Source organism: Stenotrophomonas sp. 82F1 (assembly GCF_056861525.1).
This window is the reverse complement of record NZ_JBSPUD010000011.1, coordinates 1-22,409: the sequence shown is the minus strand read 5'-3', so window position 1 is coordinate 22,409 and position 22,409 is coordinate 1. Positions and strand designations below refer to the sequence as shown.

18 protein-coding genes are annotated in these 22,409 nt (G+C 67.4%); 8 read left to right on the top strand and 10 right to left on the bottom strand.

Annotated features, from left to right (window positions below; genetic code table 11):
* Nucleotides 1-222 precede the first annotated feature (222 nt).
* Genes AC13GI_RS12330 through AC13GI_RS12320 form a run of 3 tightly spaced genes read left to right on the top strand, consistent with a single transcriptional unit; the run spans nt 223 to nt 7,576 of the window.
* Entirely contained in the window at nt 223-1,392 is a 1,170-nt protein-coding gene (locus AC13GI_RS12330; protein WP_482996398.1) for an MdtA/MuxA family multidrug efflux RND transporter periplasmic adaptor subunit, read from the top strand.
* Nucleotides 1,389-4,520: a multidrug efflux RND transporter permease subunit gene (locus tag AC13GI_RS12325; RefSeq protein ID WP_482996397.1), complete on the top strand. Its 3,132-nt coding sequence runs from the start codon at nt 1,389-1,391 to the stop codon at nt 4,518-4,520. Before AC13GI_RS12330 ends, AC13GI_RS12325 begins: the two co-directional genes overlap by 4 nt.
* Complete coding sequence (locus AC13GI_RS12320; RefSeq protein WP_482996396.1) at nt 4,517-7,576, top strand: efflux RND transporter permease subunit; 3,060 nt, start codon at nt 4,517-4,519, stop codon at nt 7,574-7,576. Before AC13GI_RS12325 ends, AC13GI_RS12320 begins: the two co-directional genes overlap by 4 nt.
* Before the next feature lie 295 nt (nt 7,577-7,871).
* Here AC13GI_RS12320 and AC13GI_RS12315 read toward each other — a convergent pair whose 3' ends face one another.
* The 8 genes from AC13GI_RS12315 to AC13GI_RS12280 form a co-directional block, all read right to left on the bottom strand.
* Nucleotides 7,872-8,945, bottom strand: a complete 1,074-nt coding sequence (locus tag AC13GI_RS12315; protein ID WP_482996395.1) for a 3-deoxy-7-phosphoheptulonate synthase — start codon at nt 8,943-8,945, stop codon at nt 7,872-7,874.
* Nucleotides 8,946-8,957: 12 nt separating this feature from the next.
* Nucleotides 8,958-9,170 (bottom strand): hypothetical protein, encoded by a 213-nt coding sequence (locus tag AC13GI_RS12310; RefSeq protein ID WP_482996394.1) that lies wholly within the window; start codon nt 9,168-9,170, stop codon nt 8,958-8,960.
* Nucleotides 9,171-9,197: 27 nt separating this feature from the next.
* Nucleotides 9,198-9,458, bottom strand: coding sequence for a hypothetical protein (locus AC13GI_RS12305; RefSeq protein ID WP_025878654.1), 261 nt, complete (start codon nt 9,456-9,458; stop codon nt 9,198-9,200).
* An 84-nt stretch (nt 9,459-9,542) separates the two neighbouring features.
* Nucleotides 9,543-9,881 carry a DUF6616 family protein gene (locus AC13GI_RS12300; RefSeq protein WP_380658023.1) on the bottom strand — a complete coding sequence of 113 codons (339 nt, stop codon included), beginning with the start codon at nt 9,879-9,881 and terminating at the stop codon, nt 9,543-9,545.
* Nucleotides 9,882-9,955: 74 nt separating this feature from the next.
* Nucleotides 9,956-10,693, bottom strand: coding sequence for a DNA alkylation repair protein (locus AC13GI_RS12295; protein ID WP_482996393.1), 738 nt, complete (start codon nt 10,691-10,693; stop codon nt 9,956-9,958).
* Complete coding sequence (locus AC13GI_RS12290) at nt 10,690-11,190, bottom strand: MarR family winged helix-turn-helix transcriptional regulator (RefSeq protein ID WP_482996392.1); 501 nt, start codon at nt 11,188-11,190, stop codon at nt 10,690-10,692. The genes AC13GI_RS12295 and AC13GI_RS12290 overlap by 4 nt, the downstream gene beginning before the upstream one ends.
* A 71-nt stretch (nt 11,191-11,261) precedes the next feature.
* Entirely contained in the window at nt 11,262-12,557 is a 1,296-nt protein-coding gene (locus tag AC13GI_RS12285; protein WP_482996481.1) for a sensor histidine kinase, read from the bottom strand.
* A 32-nt stretch (nt 12,558-12,589) separates the two neighbouring features.
* Nucleotides 12,590-13,300 carry a response regulator gene (locus AC13GI_RS12280; RefSeq protein WP_482996391.1) on the bottom strand — a complete coding sequence of 237 codons (711 nt, stop codon included), beginning with the start codon at nt 13,298-13,300 and terminating at the stop codon, nt 12,590-12,592.
* Between the two features lie 111 nt (nt 13,301-13,411).
* Here AC13GI_RS12280 and AC13GI_RS12275 point away from each other — a divergent pair, with 111 nt between their 5' ends.
* A complete protein-coding gene (locus tag AC13GI_RS12275; protein ID WP_482996390.1) occupies nt 13,412-14,380 on the top strand; it encodes an aspartyl protease family protein in 969 nt (322 codons plus the stop codon).
* Nucleotides 14,381-14,494: 114 nt separating this feature from the next.
* Here AC13GI_RS12275 and groL read toward each other — a convergent pair whose 3' ends face one another.
* Complete coding sequence (gene groL, locus AC13GI_RS12270; protein ID WP_025878650.1) at nt 14,495-16,144, bottom strand: chaperonin GroEL; 1,650 nt, start codon at nt 16,142-16,144, stop codon at nt 14,495-14,497.
* A gap of 83 nt (nt 16,145-16,227) precedes the next feature.
* Nucleotides 16,228-16,515, bottom strand: a complete 288-nt coding sequence (locus tag AC13GI_RS12265; protein WP_089237231.1) for a co-chaperone GroES — start codon at nt 16,513-16,515, stop codon at nt 16,228-16,230.
* Nucleotides 16,516-16,868: 353 nt separating this feature from the next.
* Here AC13GI_RS12265 and AC13GI_RS12260 point away from each other — a divergent pair, with 353 nt between their 5' ends.
* The 4 genes from AC13GI_RS12260 (at nt 16,869) to AC13GI_RS12245 (ending at nt 22,010) form a co-directional block, all read left to right on the top strand.
* Nucleotides 16,869-18,659, top strand: coding sequence for an endonuclease (locus tag AC13GI_RS12260; RefSeq protein WP_099820497.1), 1,791 nt, complete (start codon nt 16,869-16,871; stop codon nt 18,657-18,659).
* A 68-nt stretch (nt 18,660-18,727) separates the two neighbouring features.
* Nucleotides 18,728-19,066 carry a divalent-cation tolerance protein CutA gene (gene cutA, locus AC13GI_RS12255; protein WP_099820496.1) on the top strand — a complete coding sequence of 113 codons (339 nt, stop codon included), beginning with the start codon at nt 18,728-18,730 and terminating at the stop codon, nt 19,064-19,066.
* The gene (locus AC13GI_RS12250; protein WP_482996389.1) at nt 19,063-21,453 is read left to right on the top strand and encodes a protein-disulfide reductase DsbD family protein; all 2,391 of its coding nucleotides are present in this window, start codon (nt 19,063-19,065) and stop codon (nt 21,451-21,453) included. Before cutA ends, AC13GI_RS12250 begins: the two co-directional genes overlap by 4 nt.
* Entirely contained in the window at nt 21,450-22,010 is a 561-nt protein-coding gene (locus tag AC13GI_RS12245) for a TlpA family protein disulfide reductase (RefSeq protein ID WP_482996388.1), read from the top strand. Before AC13GI_RS12250 ends, AC13GI_RS12245 begins: the two co-directional genes overlap by 4 nt.
* Nucleotides 22,011-22,409: the final 399 nt, after the last annotated feature.

Here is a 22,409-nt window from a genome sequence, read left to right as displayed (position 1 = left end):
CCGGCCGCTGGCCGGCATTTCCGGCTGGGCTGCATGACCAAGGTCACGCGGCGACGGCCCACGTAAACCGCTACCATTGGCGCCCCGTCGCACGCGCGACGGCATCCAGCCACGCCGCGTCCGCGGCCCCGCCAGACAATCCCCCTCCCCCGCTGCCCGTGGCCCTTCGTGGTGCCGACGGGCCCGCATGACCCTGCGTGCGCGCAGGGCGCAGGATGCCCCATGTCTGTCGCCGAAAACTCCCGCTTTCGCCGTGCCCGCCCGCTGTTGGTCGTTGCCGGCCTTGCCCTTGTCGCTGGCCTGGCGTGGTGGCTGTGGCCGCAGGCCGAGGCGGACGGTGGCGAACAAGCTGGTGCCGGCAAGGCAGTGCCGGTACGCATCGCCCGCGCCAGTGCCGAACCACTGGTGCTGCGGATGAAGGCGGTTGGTACGGTCACCCCGCTGCACAGCGTGGTGGTGCGCAGCCGCGTGGATGGCGAGCTGATGCGCCTGCATTTCCAGGAGGGTCAGCAGGTCAAGGCCGGTGACCTGCTGGCGCAGATCGATCCCCGCCCCTACCAGGTGAAGCTTGCGCACGCGCAGGGTACGCAGCAGCAGAACCTGGCCGAGCTGGAGAATGCCGAGCGCCAGCTGCAACGCTACCGCGAACTGCAGCGCCAGAACTACGTGTCCGCGCAGGAACTGAGCGACCAGCAGAGCAAGGTGCGGCAACTGCAGGGGCGTCGCCTCAGCGACCAGGCATCGGTGGACGAAGCGCGACTGCAGCTGCAGTACACCCGCATCGTCGCCCCGGTCAGCGGCCGCGTCGGCCTGCGCCGGCTGGACGTAGGCAACCTGGTGCACGCCAGCGACACCGAAGGCCTGGTCACGCTGGCGCAGACGGCGCCGATCAGCGTGCTGTTCACCGTGCCCGAACCAGAGCTTCCCGCGCTGCTCGATGCCGTACAGGCGCAGCCGGCGCTGGCGGTGGAGAGCTGGGACCGTGAAGAACGTCGGCAGCTCGCCAGCGGCACCCTGTCCAGCGTCGACAACCGCATCGATACCGCCACCGGCACGCTGAAGCTGCGCGCGCAGTTCGACAATGCCGATCAGGCGCTGTTCCCCAACCAGTTCGTCAATGTGCGCCTGCAGCTGGGTAAGCATCCCGCGCTGCTGGTTCCCGATGCCGCCGTGCAGTTCGGCAGCCAGGGCAGCTACGTGCACATCATCGACAAGAACAACAAGGCACAACGGCGCACGGTGGTGCTCGGCCCGGCCGATGACGGTCGCGTTGCGGTGCGTTCCGGCCTGGTAGCCGGTGACAAGGTGGTGATCGAAGGCATCGACGGACTGGAAGACGGCACCACGGTGGAGATCATCACCGAGGAGGCATCGCCCAAGGCCGGCGCATGAATCTCTCGCGCGCCTTCATCCTGCGCCCGGTCGCCACCACGTTGCTGATGGTGGCGCTGCTGCTGTCCGGGGTACTGGCCTATCGCCTGCTGCCGGTGGCGGCGCTGCCGCAGGTCGACTACCCGATCATCCAGATCACCACGCTGTATCCCGGTGCCAGCCCGGAGCTGACCACGCGCACCATCACTGCGCCGCTGGAGCGCCAGCTCGGGCAGATTCCCGGCCTGAAACAGCTGTCGTCCACCAGTTCCGGCGGCGCCTCGGTGATCACCCTGCAGTTCGGCCTGGAGGTGTCGCTGGGCGTGGCCGAACAGGACGTGCAGGCGGCGATCAACGCGGCCGGCAGCGTCCTGCCCGGTGATCTGCCGGTGCCGCCGGTGTACCGCAAGGTCAATCCGGCCGACACGCCGATCCTGACCCTGGCGGTGACTTCGCAGGGCCTGTCGCTGCCGCAGGTGCACGATCTGGTCGACACCCGCATCGCGCAGCGGCTGGCACAGCTGCCCGGTGTCGGTCTGGTCAGCCTGGCCGGTGGCCAGCGCCCCGCCGTGCGCATCCAGGTCAACCCGGGCGCGCTGGCCGCCAACAACCTGGGCATGGACCACATCCGCACCGCGATCGCCGCCGCCAACGTCAACCTGCCCAAGGGCAGCTTCGATGGTCCGATCCGCGCGGTGATGCTCGATGCCAACGACCAGATGCGCAGCGTGGCCGAGTACCGCGCGCTGGTGCTGGCCTGGCGCGAGGGCGCACCGCTGCGGCTGGGCGACGTGGCCACCATCACCGACGGCGCCGAGAACCGCCAGCTGGCGGCATGGAGCGGCACCACCCCGGCGGTACTGGTGAACATCCAGCGCCAACCCGGCGCCAACGTCATCGCCGTGGTCGAACAGGTGCGTGCGTTGCTGCCGCAGCTGCAGGCCACGCTGCCGGCCGGCGTGCAGATGAGCGTGCTCAGCGACCGCACCGAATCGATCCGTGCGTCCGTGCGCGGCGTACAGAAGGAACTGGTGCTGGCCATCGCGCTGGTGGTGCTGGTGACCTGGGTGTTCCTGCGCAACCTGCCGGCCACGCTGATTCCCAGCGTGGCGGTGCCACTGTCGCTGATCGGTACGTTCGCGGTGATGCTGCTGGCCGGCTATTCGCTCAACAACCTCACGCTGATGGCGCTGACCATTGCCACCGGCTTCGTGGTGGACGATGCGATCGTGATGCTGGAAAACATCGCCCGCCACCTGGAAGACGGCGAAGGCCCGCGCGAGGCGGCGCTGAAAGGTGCCAGCGAGATTGGCTTCACCCTGGTATCGCTGACGGTCTCGCTGATCGCCGTGCTGATCCCGTTGCTGTTCATGGCTGACCTGGTGGGCGCGCTGTTCCATGAGTTCGCGGTGACGCTGGCGGTAGCCATCGGCATTTCGCTGCTGGTGTCGCTGACCTTGACGCCGATGTTGTGCGCGCGCTTCCTGAAACCACATGCCAAGCGGTCAGAACCCCAGGGGGATCTGACCCTGGCGGGGTCGGATCCCGTCAGGGCTCCGACCCCAAAGCGCGACGTCTTCGATCGCATCATCGCCCTCTACGACCGCCAGCTGCGCTGGGTGCTGCAGCGTCAGCCGCTGATGCTGCTGGCGACGGTGGCCACGCTTGCGCTCACCGTGGCGCTGTACTTCGCCGTGCCCAAGGGCTTCTTCCCGGTGCAGGATGCCGGCCTGGTGCAGGGCATCAGCGAAGCCCCGCAGGCGATCTCGTTCCAGGCCATGCGCGAGCGCCAGCTTGCCCTGGCCACGGCCATCGAACAGGACCCGGCCGTGGCCAGCCTGTCCTCCTACATCGGCGTGGACGGCAACAATGCGGCCCTCAATACCGGCCGCCTGCTGATCGAACTGAAGCCACATGGCGAGCGCGAGAGTGCCGACGTGGTGATGGCACGCCTGCAGCAGCGCGTGGCGAGGATTCCCGGCATCACCCTGTACCTGCAACCGGTGCAGGAGCTGGGCATCGAAGACCGCATCAGCCGCAACCAGTACCAGTTCACCCTGACCACGCCGGACCTGCAGACGCTGGAAACCTGGACACCGAAGCTGCTGCACGCGCTGCGCCAGTCGCCGGCGCTGCACGATGTGGCCAGCGACCTGCAGATGCAGGGCCGACAGGCCAGGGTGAGCATCGACCGCGATGCCGCCGCACGTCTGGGCGTGAGCGTGGAAGCGGTGGCCGACGCACTGTACGACGCCTACGGGCAACGGCAGATCTCCACCATCTTCACCCAGGCCAGCCAGTACCGGGTGGTGCTGGAGGCTGATCCGGCGCGGCAACCGGGGCCGGAGGCGATCAGCGGCCTGCGCGTGCGCAGCAGCAACGGCCAGACCGTGCCGCTGGGGGCGGTGGCGCGCGTCGAGCAGGGGCCGACGGCGCTGCTGCGCAACCATGTCGGCCAGTTCCCGGCGGCCACGCTGTCGTTCAACCTGGCACCCGGCGCATCGCTGGGCGAAGCAGTGGATGCGGTACATGCCGCGCAGGCGCAGGTGGCAGTGCCGCAAAGCATCGAGCTGCGCCTGCAGGGCGCGGCGGCGGCCTTCAGCAGCTCGCTGTCGAGCACGCTATGGCTGATACTGGCGGCGGTGGTGGTGATGTACATCGTGCTGGGCGTGCTCTACGAGAGCTTCATCCATCCCATCACCATTCTCTCCACCCTGCCCTCGGCAACCGTGGGCGCCTTGGCTGCGTTGTGGGTGAGCGGACGCAGCCTGGATTTGATCGCGGTGATCGGCATCGTGCTGCTGATCGGCCTGGTGAAGAAGAACGCGATCATGATGATCGACTTCGCGCTGGACGCGCAGCGCACGCGCGGCATGAGTCCGCGTGAAGCGATCCACCAGGCGGCGCTGCTGCGCTTCCGGCCGATCCTGATGACCACCCTGGCGGCGTTGTTCGGCGCGGTACCGCTGATGCTGGCCACTGGCTCGGGCGCCGAGCTGCGGCAGCCGCTGGGCTGGGTGATGGTGGGTGGCCTGATGGTCAGCCAGGTGTTGACCCTGTTCACCACGCCGGTGATCTACCTGGCCTTCGACCGTCTGCAGCGTCGCCGCGCGGCGGCACCGGCAACAGCAGACGAGGCCGGCGCATGACCCCTGTGGCACGCCTGGCACAGGCCTGCGTGCAGCGTCCGGTGGCGACCCTCCTGTTGGCGGTGGCGCTGGTACTGGCCGGCCTGCTGGCGCTGCGCCTGCTGCCGGTGGCACCGCTGCCCCAGGTCGACTATCCGGCCATTGAAGTCAGCGCCAGCCTGCCCGGCGCCTCGCCCGAATCGATGGCGGCGACCGTGGCCACGCCGCTGGAGCGTGCGTTGGGCAGCCTGCCCGGCATCTCGCGCATCGATTCAGCCAGCACCCAGGGGCAGACCGAGATCGAATTGAAGTTCGTGCTCGGCCGCGATATCGACGAGGCCGCGCGCGAAGTGCAGGCCGCGATCAACCTCGCTCGCGGCCAGCTGCCCAGCGGCATGCCCGGCATGCCGCAGTACCGCAAGGTCAACCCGTCGCAGGCGCCGATCCTGGCGCTGGCGCTGACTTCGGACACGCTCTCGCCGGGACAGCTGTACGACCTAGGTTCGACCGTGCTGGCACAGAAGCTGTCGCAGGTGCCGGGCGTGGGCGAAGTGCAGGTGGGCGGCAGCGCGCTGCCGGCGGTTCGCGTATCGCTGGACCCGAATGCCCTCAATCACGCGGGCCTGGCACTGGAGGATGTGACGCAGGCGATCAGCCGCGCCAACGCGGTGCGCCCACTGGGTGCGGTCGCAGGCGCGCAGCAGCACTGGCAACTGGAGGCGCCGCTGCAGCTGCGCCAGGCCGCGCAGTACCGGGAACTGGCGTTGAAGGCCAGTGATGACCGCCTGCTGCGGCTGGGCGATGTCGCCGCCGTCGCCGATGGCGTGGAGGACCGCTATGCCAGTGGCTTCCACAACGAACGCCCGGCCGTCCTGCTGATCGTCAGCCGCCAGCCGGGTGCCAACATCATCGCCACCGTCGATGCGATCCAGGCACAGCTGCCGCAGCTGCACGCCCTGCTGCCGGGCACGGTGGACATGCGGCTGGTGATGGACCGCTCGCCGGTGATCCGCGCCACCCTGCACGAAGCAGAAGTGACCCTGCTGCTGGCGATCGCGCTGGTGGTGCTGGTGGTGCTCGGCTTCCTCGGCCACTGGCGTGTGGCACTGGTACCCAGCGTGGCGATTCCGGTGGTGCTGTTCGGCACGCTGGCGTTGATCGCGCTGATGGGCTTCTCGCTCAATACGCTCTCGCTGATGGCCCTGATCGTGGCGGCGGTACTGGTGGTGGACGACGCCATCGTGGTGCTGGAGAACATCGCGCGCCATCGCGAACTGGGCGCCGACCGCTGGCAGGCCGCGGTACGCGGTGCGTCGGAAGTGGGCGCTACGTTGCTGTCGATGAACCTGGCGCTGGCCGTGGTGTTCGTCTCGATCCTGTTCCTGGACGATTTCGTCGAGCGCCTGTTCCGCGAATTCTCGCTGACCCTGGTGGCGGCGATGACGGTGTCGGTGCTGGTGGCACTCAGCCTGGTGCCGATGCTGTGTGCGCGCCTGTTCGTCGATGACGCACAACTGCCCTCGCGCTGGCAGCGCGGCAGCAATGCGCTGTTCGAGCGCGTGCGTGGCGCCTATCTGCGCACCCTGCAGGCCAGCCTGCAGCACCTGCGCTGGCCCTTGCTGGCCTTCGTGGCGGTGATCGCACTCAATGCGTGGCTGTTCCAGCAGGTACCCAAGGGCATCGTGCCGCAGCAGGACACCGCACAGCTGCGCGGTTTCGCGCGTGGCGATGACGGCCTGTCCTTCCAGGCGATGCAGCCGAAGATCGATGCCTACCGCAAACTGCTGCTGTCCGACCCGGCCATCGAGGACATCATCGGCTATATCGGTGGCAGCAACGGGGTCAACAACGCCTTCATCATGATCAAGATGAAGCCGCTGGCCGAGCGCGGCGTCTCCAGCCAGCAGGTGATCGACCGCCTGCGTGCACGCCTGCCCAAGTTGCCCGGCGGCAACCTGTACCTGTGGGTCGACCAGGACATCCGCCTGGAAGGCGCGGGTAGCAGTGGCAAGTACGAGTTCCAGTTGCTGTCGGCCGATACCGCGCCATTGCGCCAATGGGCACCGAAGGTCGCTGCTGCGCTGCGTGGCCTGCCGGAACTGGTGGACGTGGAAGCGCAGGGCGAGGCCGGCATGCGCCAGGTGATGCTGGACATCGACCGCGAGGCCGCCGCGCGCCACGGCGTGGACCTGCGCACCGTGGCCAACATGCTCAACAACTCTTTCAGCCAGCGCCAGGTCGCCACGTTGTACGACAGCCTCAACCAGTACCGGGTGGTCATGGAGCTGGACCCGAAGCACACGCAAGACCCGGGCACGCTGGCAGGGTTGCAGGTGATCGATGGCGGCGGCCAGCGCATTCCGCTGTCGAGCATCGCCAGCTGGCGCTATGGCATGGCGCCGGACCGCGTGTACCACAGCGAGCAGTTCGCCTCGATCTGGATCGAGTTCGCGCTGGCACCCGGCGTGGGCCTGGAGCAGGCCACGCAGGCCATTGATGCGGCGATGGCCACACTGATGCTGCCGCGCTCGGTGCAGGCCAAGCTGTCCGGCGAGGCCGGTGGTCTGGAGCAGCTGCGATCGCGCCAGTTGTGGCTGGTGCTGGGTGCCACCCTGGCGGTGTACCTGGTGCTGGGTATCCTCTACGAGAGCTTCCTGCAGCCCTTGGTGATCCTGTCCACGCTGCCGTCGGCCGGTATCGGTGCGTTGCTGGCGCTGTGGCTATTCGGCAACGAACTGAACCTGATCGCCCTGCTCGGCCTGTTCCTGCTGGTGGGCGTGGTGATGAAGAACACCATCCTGCTGGTCGACTTCGCGCTGGCCGGCGAGCGTCGCGGGCTGAGCGCGCGCGATGCGGTAATGGAAGCGGCGCGATTGCGCCTGCGGCCGATCCTGATGACCTCGCTGGCGGCACTGCTGGGCACGCTGCCGCTGATGCTGGCCAACGGCGAAGGCTGGGAGCTGCGGCAGCCGCTGGGCATCGCCATTGTCGGCGGGTTGCTGGTCAGCCAGTGGCTGACGTTGTACACGACACCGGCGATGTATCTGGCGTTGGCGAGAGTGCGGGCGCGACGTTGAGCGGGACCGCTTCATCCACGCATGGCGTGGATCTACTGTCTACACCACGCGGCCATGTATCTGGCGCTGGCGAGGATACGGGCGCGACGTTGAGCGGGGCGGCTTCATCCACGCATGGCGTGGATCTACATAACCGGGTCGGGGTCACACCACCCCGGCGATGTACCTGGCACTGGCAAGGTTGCACAGCGCCAGGCGCATCGCCGGTGCAGACGGGCCGGTCTCCAACTCCGACCGGCCCTGATCGCGGCCGCACCCCCGCAGGCGCTGGCCGCCATCCACACACGTGCCGCCGTCAGGCGGCTTCGGACACCTTCACTTCGCGGCGGGCGCGGACGGCAGCCGCCAGCCGCTCCAGCACCGTCACGGTGGTATCCCAGTCGATACAGCCATCGGTGATGCTCTGGCCGTAGACCAGCGGCTGGCCTTCGACCAGCTCCTGACGGCCACCGACCAGATGGCTTTCAACCATCACACCGACGATGCGCTGCTCGCCGTCTTCCAGCTGGGTGGCTATGTCTTCAATCACCTTCGGCTGGTTTTCGTGGTTCTTCAGGCTGTTGGCGTGGCTGGCGTCGATCATCAGCCGCGTCGGCAGCTTGGCCTTGGCCAGTACCTGGCAGGCATCGGCCACGCTGGCCGCGTCGTAGTTCGGCTGTTTGCCACCACGCAGGATCACATGGCAGTCCGGGTTACCGGTGGTGGAGACGATGGCCGTGCCGCCCTGCTTGGTGACCGACAGGAAGTGATGCGGATTCGAGGCCGCGCCCACGGCATCGGCGGCGATCTTGACGTTGCCGTCCGTACCGTTCTTGAAGCCGACCGGGCACGACAACCCCGACGCAAGCTCGCGATGCACCTGGCTTTCGGTGGTGCGTGCACCAATCGCGCCCCAGGCCACCAGGTCGGCGATGTACTGCGGCGAGATCACGTCGAGGAACTCGACACCGGCAGGCAGGCCGAGCTTGTTGATGTCGCGCAGCAGGCCACGGGCGATGCGCAGACCCTTATCGATCTTGAAGCTGCCATCCAGGTCCGGATCGTTGATCAGGCCCTTCCAGCCCACCGTGGTACGCGGCTTTTCGAAGTACACGCGCATGACGATTTCCAGTTCACCGGCCAGTGCATCGCGCAGCGGCTTCAGGCGCTGTGCGTACTCGATGGCGGCTTTCGGGTCGTGGATCGAGCATGGCCCGACCACCACGGCCAGGCGGTCGTCGCGGCCGTGCAGGATCTGGTGCAGGGCCGCGCGCGAGGCGCTGACGGTGTCGGAGGCTTCGTCATCACAGGGCAGCATCGCCAGCAGCTGGGCAGGCGGTGTCAGCGGTTCGATGGTGCGGATACGCAGGTCGTCGGTGTGCGGGGGCATGGTGGGGGGTCTCTACGGAACGTTGGGGGTCCGCAGCGTGGCGACATGAAAAAAGCCGCCAGGTTCGCTGGCGGCTTTCGGGAATGCGTCTGAAGCTTTCTTCAGGGTGAGCGCAATCCTTCCTCCGCCGGGGGCTTCGGAAAGTAATACCAATAAAAGCTGGCGTGGGTTGCGTTCATGGGTTGTATTGATAGCACAGCTTTTGCGCAGTGCAAAATGTTTCATCCGCAACTGGGGAGGCGGTTCAGCGGACTATCGGCCGCCATGCACTTCCACGTCCAGCAGCAACGTTTCGTGGATGTCCACCCAGCGCTCCACTACCCGGTCCAGTTCCTGCCGGGCCTCATCCAGCTGTTCGGGGTTGAGCATGGACCTGGCCGTATACAGATCGGACACCAGCTGCCGCAGGGTGGCTTCCTGGATGGCGACCACCGGCCCTTCCAGGCCGGGTACCTGCAGCGCAGGACTGCTGCCCAGCGCTCCGTACAACGTCACCTGGATCTTGCTCTGCATGCTCGACTTCCCTGCGGATGGACATGGCCGAGCGCCATCTTTACCCGGAATGGATGACACGCGCATGTGCCACCGCAGGCCGCATTACAGCGCTGCGAGGTCCGCCAGGTGCTGGGCCATCGCATCCACGGCGCCCACGGCATTGGTGGTGGCGAAGTAGTCATGCCAGCCGGTGGCACTGATGGCGGCCATCAGCGCATCGGCATCTGCACGGCTGGCGCACTGCCAGACGGCGTAGTACTGCGCGGCGCTGGCATGTGGCACCTCGCTGGCCACGCGGCCCATCGCCAGCGGTGCGATGCATGCAGGGTCGAGTTGCTGCATGCCGGCGCCGATACGGCTGAAGAAGGTGTTGCGTTGTTCGGCGGACAAAGCTCTCCAGGCCGGCGTCGCGGTGTACAGCTCGATGAGGAGGTGGGACATGGGGTCTTCCTTGAGGGTCATGGGGTTGCCGGCCAGCGGCCGGGATCAGCAGGGAATGGGTGAAAGGCGCGGCCCTACAGCGAGCGCAGCGCGCGCTTGCGGATGTACGTGTTGGCGATGCTGTCGTGCGTTGACTGCCACTTCGTGCACACAGTGCGCACCCAATCGGGTTGGTTCTTGCCGGCGTCGTTGAGCCAGTTGCCCACCGAGTCCTGCACGTAGCGCTCGGGATCATCGGCCAGTGTTTCCAGCAAGGGCAGCACGTGCTCGGGCTGCTGCTTGAACAAGGCAATATGCGAGGCCCAGACGCCGCGGGGGCGCAGCGCCTCACAGGCGAAGCGGCGCAGATGCAGCGACGGCTGCTGCGCCCAGGGTTGCAGCAGGGCGAGCGCCTCCAGTGGCCCGGCGACGATGTCGCTGCGCAGCGCCAGCCACGCCCATTCGCGCACACCGAAGTGCGGATCGTCTGCCAGCGGACGCATCGCCTGCAGCTTGTCGGCCAGCGTCGCCTGCGCGTCAGCACCGATCAGATAGCACGCCCACCCCCGCACGGTGTCGGAAGGATGGGCCTGCCAGTGCTGCACGTCGCCCTGCCCTGCCTCGCCCAGCAGCGCTGCGGCCAGGGCCATGCGCTGGGTGATTCCCTTGCCCGCGGCGGCGCGCATGCGCTGTATCGCGGCCGGTGGCAAGGTCGGTGCCACTGCCTGCAGCAACGCAGCAAAGTCCACCGCCAGGCACTCGGCCAGATGCGTGCTGGCGGCGCTGCCCGCATTGAGTGCCTGCAGGCGTGCGGAGGCGATGGCAGTGCTCATGTGCCTGTTTCCTGGCCTGCGTCGGTGTGTCGCCAGACCTTTTCCAACAGCAGCGACAACTGCGCCCGTTCGCTGGAATCAAGACCGTTGAACAGTCTGCCGATCCATTGCGTGTGCTGGTCGAACAACTCATCTGCCAGGCGCCTGCCGCGTGCCGTCAGCACGATCTGCAGACGGCGGCCATCTTCGGCGTCGCTGTGCCGCTGCAGCAGGCCGTCACGCTGCAGGCCATCGAGCAACCCGCTGATGGTGGCGCGGGTGACGCCGGCACGTTCGGCCAGCTCGTGCGGCGGCAACATGCCGCCGGCGCCGTGCAGCAGGAACAGCACGACGAAGCGGCCTTCGCTGAGGCCGTGCGGTGCCAGCCGCGCAGCGCAGTCACGGTCGATCGCGCCGGACAAGGCGAGCAGTTGGAAGCACAGGCGCAGCCGGCCCAGGTTTGCGTCGCTACGACGCTCTGCTTCGTTGATGAGGGCAAGGTGTTTGAATTCCAGCACGCGCATCATCCATTATGATTAGCCGCCTAATCATAGTATGAAAATAGATGTAACGCATAGCGCAGGCGCCTTTACGGCGCCACGATCAGCCTCGCCACAAGGCCGCCGTCTTCACGGTCCAGCAACTGCAGTTCACCGCCGTGACGGTGCGCCGCATTGGCGGCGACTGCCAGGCCCAGCCCGGCACCTCCCGTGTCACGACTGCGCGAGGTTTCGCTGCGCTGAAATGGCTGCAGCAGGCGCTGCCGGTCTGCCGCCGCGATGCCGGGACCGCGATCCAGTACCTCCAGATGCAGCCTCTGTCCCACCCGTGCAACACGCAGCTCCACTGCACCGGCGTAGCGCGCTGCGTTGTCGATCAGATTGTCCAGCGCCCGCCTCAGCAGCAGCGCATCCGCGTGCCACGACAGCTCGGCAGGCAATGTGGCAATGATGACCACCCCACGCCCGCGCGCCGACTGCACGCAATCGTCCAGCAACGCCACGATATCCAGCGGCTGCAGCACAGGAGGTTCGAGTTCCCCACGCGCGTAGTCCAGAACCTGCTCGATCATGGCGTTCATGCGTTCGATGTCAGCCACCATGCGCGCTGCCTGCGCTGGCGGCGCGCTGTCGGCACGCAGGCGCAGGCCGGTCAGCGGCGTGCGCAGGTCGTGGGCTACGGCGGCCAGCATCCGGGTCACATCGTGGGCCTGACCGCGCAAGCGTTCGCGCGCCGCGTTCACTGCCGCGGCCAGCACCTGCACCTCGTGCGGCCCTTCCACCGGCAGGGGGGCGCTGGCCTGCAGCGACAGATCCGCACTTGCATAGGCCAGCCGCCGCAGCGGACGCGTCAGGCGCAGCGCCAGCCAGGCGGCCGGTGGCGCCAGCAGCACGGCGCCGGCCAGCAGGGCCAGCAGCACCTGCCGGCGCCACTGCAGCAGCTCGCTGTGGTTGGCGCCCACGACGCTCCACCGCCCATCGGGCTGCTGCACTGCCAGTTCAAAGGCGGGCCAGCGCAGGCCCGGCAGCAGCAGCGCCTGTTCCACCGTGGCGCGCTGCTCGGGCCCGGTTTGCAGCAGCTGCCCCTGCTTGATCACCTGCACCTGTACAACGGCCGGGTCGGGCGTGCGCCGCCAGACCGTGCGCACCCGTGCACGCGGCACCTGCAGCTGCGCGGCTGCCACGGCACTCATCCAGTCGTTGTCCACGCCGGCCGGCGCGTTGGCCTGGCTCCAGCGACGCAGGCCCAACGGAGCGGCCGCACGACCGCCCATGACCTGCACGGCGTCAAGCAGACTCATCTGTGGTGCAGCCGGGCTGGGCACCGCCCAGACCACGGCAAAGCTGACCAACTGCGCCACCAGCAGGGTGGCCAGGATCAGCAGTGCCACCCAGGTCGCGGTCCGCCAGGGACGCTTCATCGGCGGCTGACCGAGGCGGAGAACCGGTAACCTTGGCCGCGCAGCGTCTGCACCAGTGCTTCGCCGCCAGGCGCGACCTGCGCAAGCTTGCGCCGCAGGCGGCTGATACCCAGATCGACGGCGCGGTCGAACGACTCGCTGGCATCGCCCCGGGTAAACAGCAGCAACTGCTCGCGGCTGAGCACGCGACCGGCGCGCTCGGCCAGCGCGCACAACAGCGCGAACTCGCCGCTGGTGAGGGTGACGTCGGCCCCGGCGGGCGTCAGCAGGCGATGGTGTTCCAGCTGCAGCTGCCAGCCATCGAAGTGCAGCACCGCGGCCTGCGCGCTGTCGGCCTGCTTCTGCACCCGCCGCAGCAGTGCGCGTACCCGTGCCAGCAGTTCGCGCGGGTCAAAGGGCTTGGCCAGGTAGTCATCGGCACCCACTTCCAGGCCGATCACGCGGTCGGGCGTGCTTGCCATCGCACTGAGCATCAGGATCGGGGTGCCACTCGATTGCAGGCGACGGCATACCGACAGTCCATCTTCGCCTGGCATCATCCAGTCCAGCACGATCAGGTTGGTGCCCCGCTGGGCAAGCAGTTCGTCCAGTGCGGCCGCGTGGGCCGCCACCCGTACGTGGTAGCCATGCGCGCGCAGGCAATCGGCAATCGCTTCGCGGATGCTGAGGTCATCGTCGACCACCACGATGTCGGTTGCTGCAGTCATGCGGCGATTATGGCGCGCGTTTGTATCAGGACTGTATCTGCCGAAGCCGGAGCGGACATCTGCCGGATACGCGGGTGGGCTGCAATGGCCTCCCCAATGGAGACCTGCACGATGCGAATCCGTACCCTGCTGGCGCTTGCCTGCATGACCACGCCACCGCTGATGGCCGCCCCGGCTGCCCCGCAAACCCATGTACTGCCGATGTGGATGCAGGGCGGGCACCCCGCCGTGGCGGTGCAGTTGGGCGACAGCGTCGAACCGCTACATTTCGTGATCGACAGCGCCGCTGGCGCCACCATAGTGGATGAGGCGACAGCCCGCCGCCGTGGGCTGGAAGATGCGGCCAGTGCCGAGACACGCGTGGAAGGCGCTACCGACCGCAGCACGGTACTGCGGCGCACCCGTAACGCGAGCTGGCACCTGGGCACCTTCGCCTTTGACGCTGCGATGCTGCAGACCGATCTGAGCAGGCTTGCCGGCAGGACTGGCCGCCGCATCGACGGCATTCTCGGCAACGATGTCACCAGCCGCTTCGACACCACCTATGACATCGCCGCGCAGCAGGTGCTGCTGCAGCCGCCCGGATCGCTGGTGCACGATGACGCATGCCTGCGCAATGCCCTGCCCGTGCGCGATGCCAGCATGCAGCGCTTCGGCTTCGTGCAGATGCAGGTGCCCGGTACCGACGTCGAGGTCATTGCGGTTGTCGACACCGGCGCGGCACAGACGGTGCTCAATGCAGCCGCCGCTGCAGCACTCGGTTTTCGCACCGACGGCAGCGACGCACGAGTGACGGTCCGCGCCAAAGGTACGCAGGGCCTCGGCGAACGGGTGGTGGAAACCTGGCTGGCGCCCTTGCCGGGACTGCGCATGGGCAGCTGGGAACACCCGACGCAGGAAGTGCGCATCAGTGAATTGCCGGTGTTTGCCTCGCTGGGACTGAAAGATCGCCCCGCGTTGATTCTGGGCGCTGATGCCATGACAGATACCCGCGTGCAGATCGGCAGCGGCGCCGAGTGGATCTGCCTGCGTCGCAGTGAAAAGCCGCAGCTGCAGGACACTCCGGCAGCTGCCCGGTAGTTGCGCAGCGAACACCGATCATCGCCCACAAAAAAACCCCGCCTTGCGGCGGGGTTTTTCACTGCAGCAGGGAAGCGTGCCGACCTGGGTCGGCAGCTACCGGCACAGCGGGACTTAGAAGTCCATGCCGCCCATGCCACCCATGCCGCCCATGCCACCAGCGCCGCCCATGGCCGGCTCGTCCTTCTTCGGAGCGTCGGCAACCATGGCTTCGGTGGTGATCATCAGGCCAGCGATCGAGGCGGCGTTCTGCAGCGCCGAACGGGTCACCTTGGTCGGGTCCAGGATGCCGAACTGCAGCATGTCACCGAACTCGCCGGTGGCGGCGTTGTAGCCGAAGCTGCCGGTGCCTTCCTTGACCTTGTTGACGATGACCGACGGCTCTTCGCCGGCGTTGGCGACGATTTCGCGCAGCGGGGCTTCCATCGCGCGCAGGGCGATCTGGATGCCGTGGTTCTGGTCTTCGTTGGCGCCCTTCAGGCCAGCCAGCGCGGAGACCGCACGGACCAGGGCAACGCCGCCGCCCGGAACCACGCCTTCTTCAACGGCCGCACGGGTAGCGTGCAGGGCGTCGTCGACGCGATCCTTCTTTTCCTTCATTTCGATTTCGGTCGACGCGCCGACCTTGATCACTGCAACGCCACCGGCCAGCTTGGCCACGCGCTCCTGCAGCTTCTCGCGGTCGTAGTCCGAGGAGGTGTCTTCGATCTGGGTCTTGATCTGCGCAACGCGCGAATCGACCGCAGCCTTGTCACCCACGCCATCGATGATGGTGGTGTTTTCCTTGGAAACCTGCACCTTCTTGGCGCGGCCCAGGTCCTTGATGGTGGCCTTTTCCAGCGACAGGCCGACTTCCTCGGAGATCACGGTGCCGCCGGTCAGCACGGCCATGTCTTCCAGCATCGCCTTGCGACGGTCGCCGAAGCCCGGCGCCTTGACGGCCACGACCTTGACGATGCCGCGGATGGTGTTGACCACCAGGGTCGCCAGCGCTTCGCCTTCGACTTCCTCGGCAACGATCAGCAGCGGCTTGCCGGCCTTGGCGACGCCTTCCAGCACCGGCAGCAGGTCACGGACGTTGGAGATCTTCTTGTCGTGCAGCAGGATGTACGGGTCATCCAGGTCAGCGGTCTGCGACTGCTGGTTGTTGATGAAGTACGGGGACAGGTAGCCGCGGTCGAACTGCATGCCCTTGACCACGTCCAGCTCGTTGTCCAGGCCCGAGCCTTCTTCAACGGTGATCACGCCTTCCTTGCCGACTTCCTTCATCGCGTTGGCGATGATCTGGCCGATCGACTCGTCCGAGTTGGCCGAGATCGTGCCGACCTGGGCAATGGCCTTGTCGTCAGCGGTCGGCTTGGAGATGTTCTTCAGCTCGGCGACGGCGGCCACGACGGCCTTGTCGATACCGCGCTTGAGGTCCATCGGGTTCATGCCGGCAGCAACGGCCTTGGCGCCTTCGCGGATCAGGGCCTGGGCCAGCACGGTGGCGGTGGTGGTGCCGTCGCCGGCGTCGTCGTTGGTACGCGACGCGACTTCCTTCACCATCTGCGCGCCCATGTTCTCGAACTTGTCAGCCAGTTCGATTTCCTTGGCGACGGACACGCCGTCCTTGGTGATGGTCGGGGCGCCGAAGCTCTTCTCGAGCACGACGTTGCGGCCCTTCGGGCCCAGGGTGGCCTTGACGGCATTGGCGAGAACGTTGACGCCGCGCACCATGCGCGAACGGGCGTCTTCACCGAAACGAATATCCTTGGCAGCCATTGCAGTTACCTCATTGGTAGCGCCGGGCCATGCCCGGCGGCTGGGTGTTTGGAATCAGGGGATGAAGCAGGTCGCGCCGACGCTCAGCCGATGACGGCGAGCACGTCGTCTTCGCGCAGGACCTTGTACTCGACGCCTTCGCTCTTGTAGGAGCTGCCGGCGTACTGGCCGTAGATGACCTTGTCACCGACCTTCAGCGACGGCGCGCGCACGGTGCCGTTGTCCAGCGGCTTGCCCGGGCCCACGGCCACGACTTCACCCTTGGTGGACTTTTCCTTGGCGGAGTCCGGGATCAGGATGCCACCGGCGGAAACTTCGTCGGCTTCGATCGGCTTGACCACAACGCGGTCGTGCAGCGGCTTGATGCTCATGTGGGACCTCTTAAGTTATTGATTGGTCTGAAAAAGTCCGGCGATGTTAGCACTCGCACCAGGCGACTGCCAGCAACGCGCGTGAAAAAGCCCGACAGGTCGGGAGCACGACAGAGATGGAGACCTCCGGAGGCCTTTCAAGGCCCGCCGCCGAAATTTTTCTGCGGAGACCCGGCGGCGCTCCATTCCTGCGCGGACGCCTTTATAGGGATGCGACGCGGCAAGCCAAGGGGGAAATCGCGGGCATTTGGTGACCGCCGTCTCACTGTCAGATATCTGGCGTTCATTTACGACAAAGTGTCACCAGATCGGCTTTAGGGTGGCCCGGCATTCCCAATCACAAGGAGTAGTCGATGCGATTGCTGTCCCCGCTCGCCGCCGCCTGCCTGCTGGCACTGGCTGCCGCGCCGGCCCAGGCCGAGGTCTTCATCAACGAACTGCACTACGACGACAGCACCGCTGCCGGTGACGTCGGCGAAGCCATCGAAGTGGTCGCCACCGCCGGCGAGGACCTGTCCGGCTACCGCCTGTACCTCTACAACGGCAGCAATCCGTCGGCCGCCACGGTCTACGCCAACAACGCGGTACCGGCGGGAACCGCCGCCAGCTGCGGCAGCGCCACCCTGGCCGTGGTCACCTACCCCACCAACGGCCTGCAGAACGGCCCCAACGACGGCATCGCCCTGGTCGACGCCAGTGGCAAGGTGGTCCAGTTCCTCAGCTACGAGGGCGCGATCACCGCCTCCGGTGGCCCCGCCGCCGGCATGACCAGCCAGAACATTCCGGTTGCCGAAACCAACAGCACCGCGGCGGGCACCTCGCTGCAGCTGACCGGCAGCGGCAGCCAGTACGCGCACTTCACCTGGGCCGAATCGGCCAGGCAGACCTTCGGCAGCTGCAACAACAACCAGACCTTCAGCGGCGGTGGCACCCCGGGCCCGAACACGCCGCCGTCGGTGTCCACCACCACGCCGGCACAGGGCAGCAGCACCTTCCCGGCCGCCGCCGACCTGGAAGTGGTGTTCAGCGAGACGGTCAACCTCGCCAGCGGCGCCTTCGCACTGACCTGCGGCACTTCCGGCAGCGTGCCGCTGACCTGGCCGGCCAGCGGCAAGAGCGTGAAGCTGTCGACCAACACCGCGCTGGTCGCCGGTGAAGCCTGCCGCTTCGACATCCGTGCCGCACGCATCACCGATGCGCAGGGTGCCCGCCCGGCGACCGACAGCCGCATCGCTTTCACCGTGGCCACCACCACCGGCAACCCGGACCCGGGCAATCCCGGCGGGCCGGCGGGCTACTACTCGAAGGTCAACACCAGCAGCCCCAGCCAGCTGCGCTGCTCGCTGCACGCCACCATCAAGGGCCACACCGCGTATCCGTACAGCGGCTCGGGCACCAGCACCTGGACCATCCTGGAGATCGCCGACGAAGATCCGAACAACAGCGGCCGGATCCTCGATGCCTATCGCAACCGCAGCTACACCAAGGTGACCGACCGTGCCGGCAGCGGCGGTGGCCTGAAGTACAACCGCGAGCACACCTGGCCCAATTCGCTGGGCTTTGCCAGCACCACCGGCGACAAGGGCCTGCCGTACGCGCCCTACACCGACACCCACATGCTGTACCTGACCGACGCACAGTGGAACGCCGACCGCGGCAACAAGCCGTTCGGCAAGTGCGATGCCAACTGTGGCGAGCGTGCCACCGAGGCCAACAACGGCCACGGCGGCGGCAGCGGTGGTTACCCGGGCAATTCGAACTGGGTGCGCACGCCGGATGGCAATGCCGGTACCTTCGAGGTGTGGGGCCATCGCAAGGGCGACATGGCACGTGCGGTGATGTACATGGCCATCCGCTATGAAGGGGGCAAGGATGCGGCCACCGGCCAGTCCGAACCGGACCTGGAACTGACCGACGACCGCAGCAAGATCGTCAAGACCAGCAGTTCGCCGGCCTACATGGGGCTGCTGTCGACCCTGATCGACTGGCACCTGTCCGATCCGCCGGATGCCGCCGAGCAGGCGCGCAATGACGTGATCTACTCGTTCCAGGGCAACCGCAACCCGTTCATCGACCACCCCGAGTGGGCCACCCCGGCCCTGTTCACCTCGGCCAAGCCGGCCACCTGCCAGCTGGCCAACTGACCGCGCAACGCTGCGGTCCACTGCCGTCGCCGGGCCCTGCCCCGGCGACGGCCCTATACTCGACGGTCATGTCGAACGTCGATCCCGTCCTGCTGCTGTTGACCACCTGCCCGGACCGGGCCAGTGCCGAGCGCATCGCGCACGCGCTGGTCGCCGAGCACCTGGCCGCCTGCGTCACCCGCCTGGACGGCGCACAGTCGACGTACCGCTGGCAGGGCGAGGTGACCACCGACGCCGAACTGCAACTGCTGGTGAAGACCACCGCAAGCCGTGTCGATGAAGCCATCGCCCGGATCGTCGAACTGCATCCGTATGAACTCCCGGAGTGCATCGCGGTCGAAACCCGGGCCGGCCTGCCGGCGTATCTGGACTGGATCCGGGCACAGACCCGGGAGGACACTGATTGAAGACTCTGTTTGCGCGTGGCGCCGCCTTGTGCGCCCTGTTGTGGCTTTCGTTGCCGGCCTTCGCGCTGGATGAAAAAGATCTGCTGCCGGTGGACCAGGCGTTCGCGCTGACCGCCAGCGCGCCCGAACGTGGCCAGATCCAACTGCAGTTCAAGATCGCCCCCGGCTACTACCTGTATCGCCACCGCACCACGGTGAAAGCCGACCCGGCCTTCAATGCCGCCGCGCTGCAGATGCCCGCAGGCAAGAAGCACCACGACGATTTCTTCGGTGAGGTGGAGACCTACCGTGAGCGCCTGCAGGCCACCCTGCCCGGTGCGCCCACCGATGCCGCCGGCACCATCAGCCTGGAAGTGCGTTACCAGGGCTGCGCCGATGCCGGTGTGTGCTACCCGCCGCAGAAGCGCGTGGTGCAGGTGACCCTGCCCGGCGCGGGCGGTGCGGCTGCTGCGCTGCCAACCGCGCGCGCCACCGGCGCCAGTGCGTTCAACAATCCGCTGGCCGGTGCCGGCAGCAACGGTGGCCTGCGCCTGCCGGGCACCAGCAACAGCCAGGCGCTGCCGCTGCCGTCGGAACAGGCATTCGGCTTCGATGCCATCGCCAGCGATGGCAACACGCTGCTGCTGCGCTTCAGCCCGGCGCCGGGCTATTACCTGTATCGCGATCGCACCTCGCTGAAGCTGGAAGGCAGCACCGGGGTACTGGCCGACAAGCCGCGTTGGCCGGCGGCGCAGTCGCACCGCGATGAGCACTTCGGTGATGTGGCGGTCTATTTCAACCAGGTGGAAGTGCCGGTGCCGCTGCGCCGCAGCCGCGCCGAGGCCGTCGACAGCACGCTGGTGGTGACCTTCCAGGGTTGCCAGACCGATGGCATCTGCTACCCGCCGATGACCCGGCGGGTGAAGTTGTCGATCCCGGCCGGCAAGGCCAACGCCACCGGCGATGCGCCTGCCGCACGCGACGAAGTGATCCGCTCGCTGCCGCCTTCGGCCGCTGCCAGCACCCGTGAGGGCGCCAACGGCACGCCGCTGCGCCTGCTGCCGACCGTACCCAACGACACGCCGGCCAACACCGGTGCTGCCGACGCCAGCAGCGGCGCGCGCGATGCCTTCGCCGCTGATGCGCAGCAGGACAATGCACTGCGTACCAAGGCTCCCAGCCGCGTGCCGAAAACCGACAGCTCGTTGTTGTGGGTACTGCTGCTGGCGCTGGGCGGAGGCCTGGTGCTGAATCTGATGCCCTGCGTGCTGCCGATCCTGTCGTTGAAGGTGCTGAGCCTGGCGCAGAGCGGCGAAAGCCCCGAGCGCGCCCGCAGCCACGCCATGTGGTACACGCTGGGCGTGCTGGTTGCCTTCGCGGTGATCGGCGCGTTGATGGTCGGCCTGCGCATGCTTGGCAATGCAGTGGGCATCGGTTTCCAGCTGCAGCATCCCGGCGTGGTCGCGGCGTTGGCCTACATCATGTTCGCGGTGGGCCTGAGCCTGTCCGGCGTGTTCACCATGGGCGGCGGCATCGGCAACTTCGGCCAGTCGCTGGCGCGACGCAGTGGCCCGGCCGGCGATTTCTTCACCGGCGTGCTGGCCTGCGTGGTCGGCAGTGCCTGCGTGGGCCCGTTCTTCGGCCCTGCGGTGGCCTATGCCTTCGTTGCACCGCCGGTGGCGGCGATGCTGGTGTTCCTGTTCCTCGGCCTGGGCCTGGCCCTGCCGTTCCTGCTGATCGGCTTCGTGCCGGCGCTGGCGCGCCGCCTGCCCAAGCCCGGCCCGTGGATGGAAACCCTGAAGCACGTGCTGGCCTTCCCGATGTACGCCGCTGCGTTGTGGCTGCTGTGGGTGCTGGGCAAGCAGCGCGGCGTGGATGGCATGGCGCTGGCGCTGGGTGGCCTGCTGCTGCTCACCGGTGGCCTGTGGCTGTTCGAGCGCAGCCGCTGGCGCAGCCAGCGCGCGGCCGGGCTGCTGGGCGTGCTGCTGGTGATTGCCGCGCTGGTGCCGGTGTGGGGCGTGACCCAGCTGGCACCGCCGGCACGCGCCGCTCAGGCGAGCAGCGAGAACGTGGTGGACTACTCGCCGCAGATGCTGGACCGCCTGCGCGCCGACAACCGCGTGGTGTTCGTCAACATGACCGCCGACTGGTGCGTGAGCTGCAAGGCCAACGAACGCGCGGTGCTGTCGCGCCCGGAGTTCAAGGAACTGCTCAAGCGCACCAACGCGGTGTACATGCGTGGCGACTACACCAATGTGGACCCGCAGATCACCGCGTTCCTGGATGAGCACAAGGCCGTGGGCGTGCCGCTGTACGTGGTGTACGGCCCCGGCGCACCGCCGACGGTGCTGCCGACCCTGCTGACCCAGGCGCTGGTGGAAGAAGCGTTGCTGCGTACCGCACGATGAAGTGGCAACGGCCAGCACTGCTGTGGACAGCGGTGCTGGCTGCCGGGCTTGGCCTGTGGGCCGGCAATCGGCTGACGCCGACGCCGGCGGCGCAAACCGCAGCGCCTGCTGCCGTATCACCGCCAGCGCTGCCGATGCTGCGCCCCGGTGATCCGCTGCCGGCGCTGGTCCTGCCCGATGCAGACGGCAACGCGCTGGATATCCGCGAACGTTTCAACGGCCGGCCATTGCTGGTCAATGTCTGGGCCAGCTGGTGCGGCCCGTGCGTGGAAGAGATGCCCGAACTGGCCCGCTTTGCCGAGGGGCAGGGCGCGCACGGCGTACAGGTGTTGGGCCTGGCACTGGATACGCCGGACGGCGTGCGCGATTTCCTGCAGCGGGTGCCGGTGGGCTATCCCATCGTGCTGGATACCCCGGGCCCACGCGATGCCAGCGTGCAGTTGGGCAACGCGCAGGGCCTGCTGCCGTACAGCGTGCTGTTCGATGCGCAGGGACGGATGGTGAAGGCCAAGCTCGGCCCGTTCGCGCACGGCGAGATCGAAGGCTGGGCGAAGTAAGGTCGGCAGGGCTGCGCCCTGCACCTGCAGAGGCTTTCAAGCAACAGCAACAGCGGGCTTCCTGCGGGATGGCGAGACACTGTGGGTGTGCGGGGCCGCCGTGAACCCGTCCATGGGGGCTTGGTCGCCGCATCCATGCGGCTCACACCCCGCAAACCCACAGTGCCCCGCCTTCGACAGTTTCCCGGTAGCCAGTAGATCCACGCCATGCGTGGATGAATCTCCATCGACATCGAATATTTCGACAATGGATGGAAGAGCATCCACGCATGGCGTGGATCTACGTGTCGACCGAGGTCGACACCCACCAAGAGCAGGCCATGCCATTCCGGCAGATCGCAGAAATCTGTCGAAGGCGGGGTGGGGGGGGGGGGGGGGGGGGGGGGGGCCAGGGGGGGG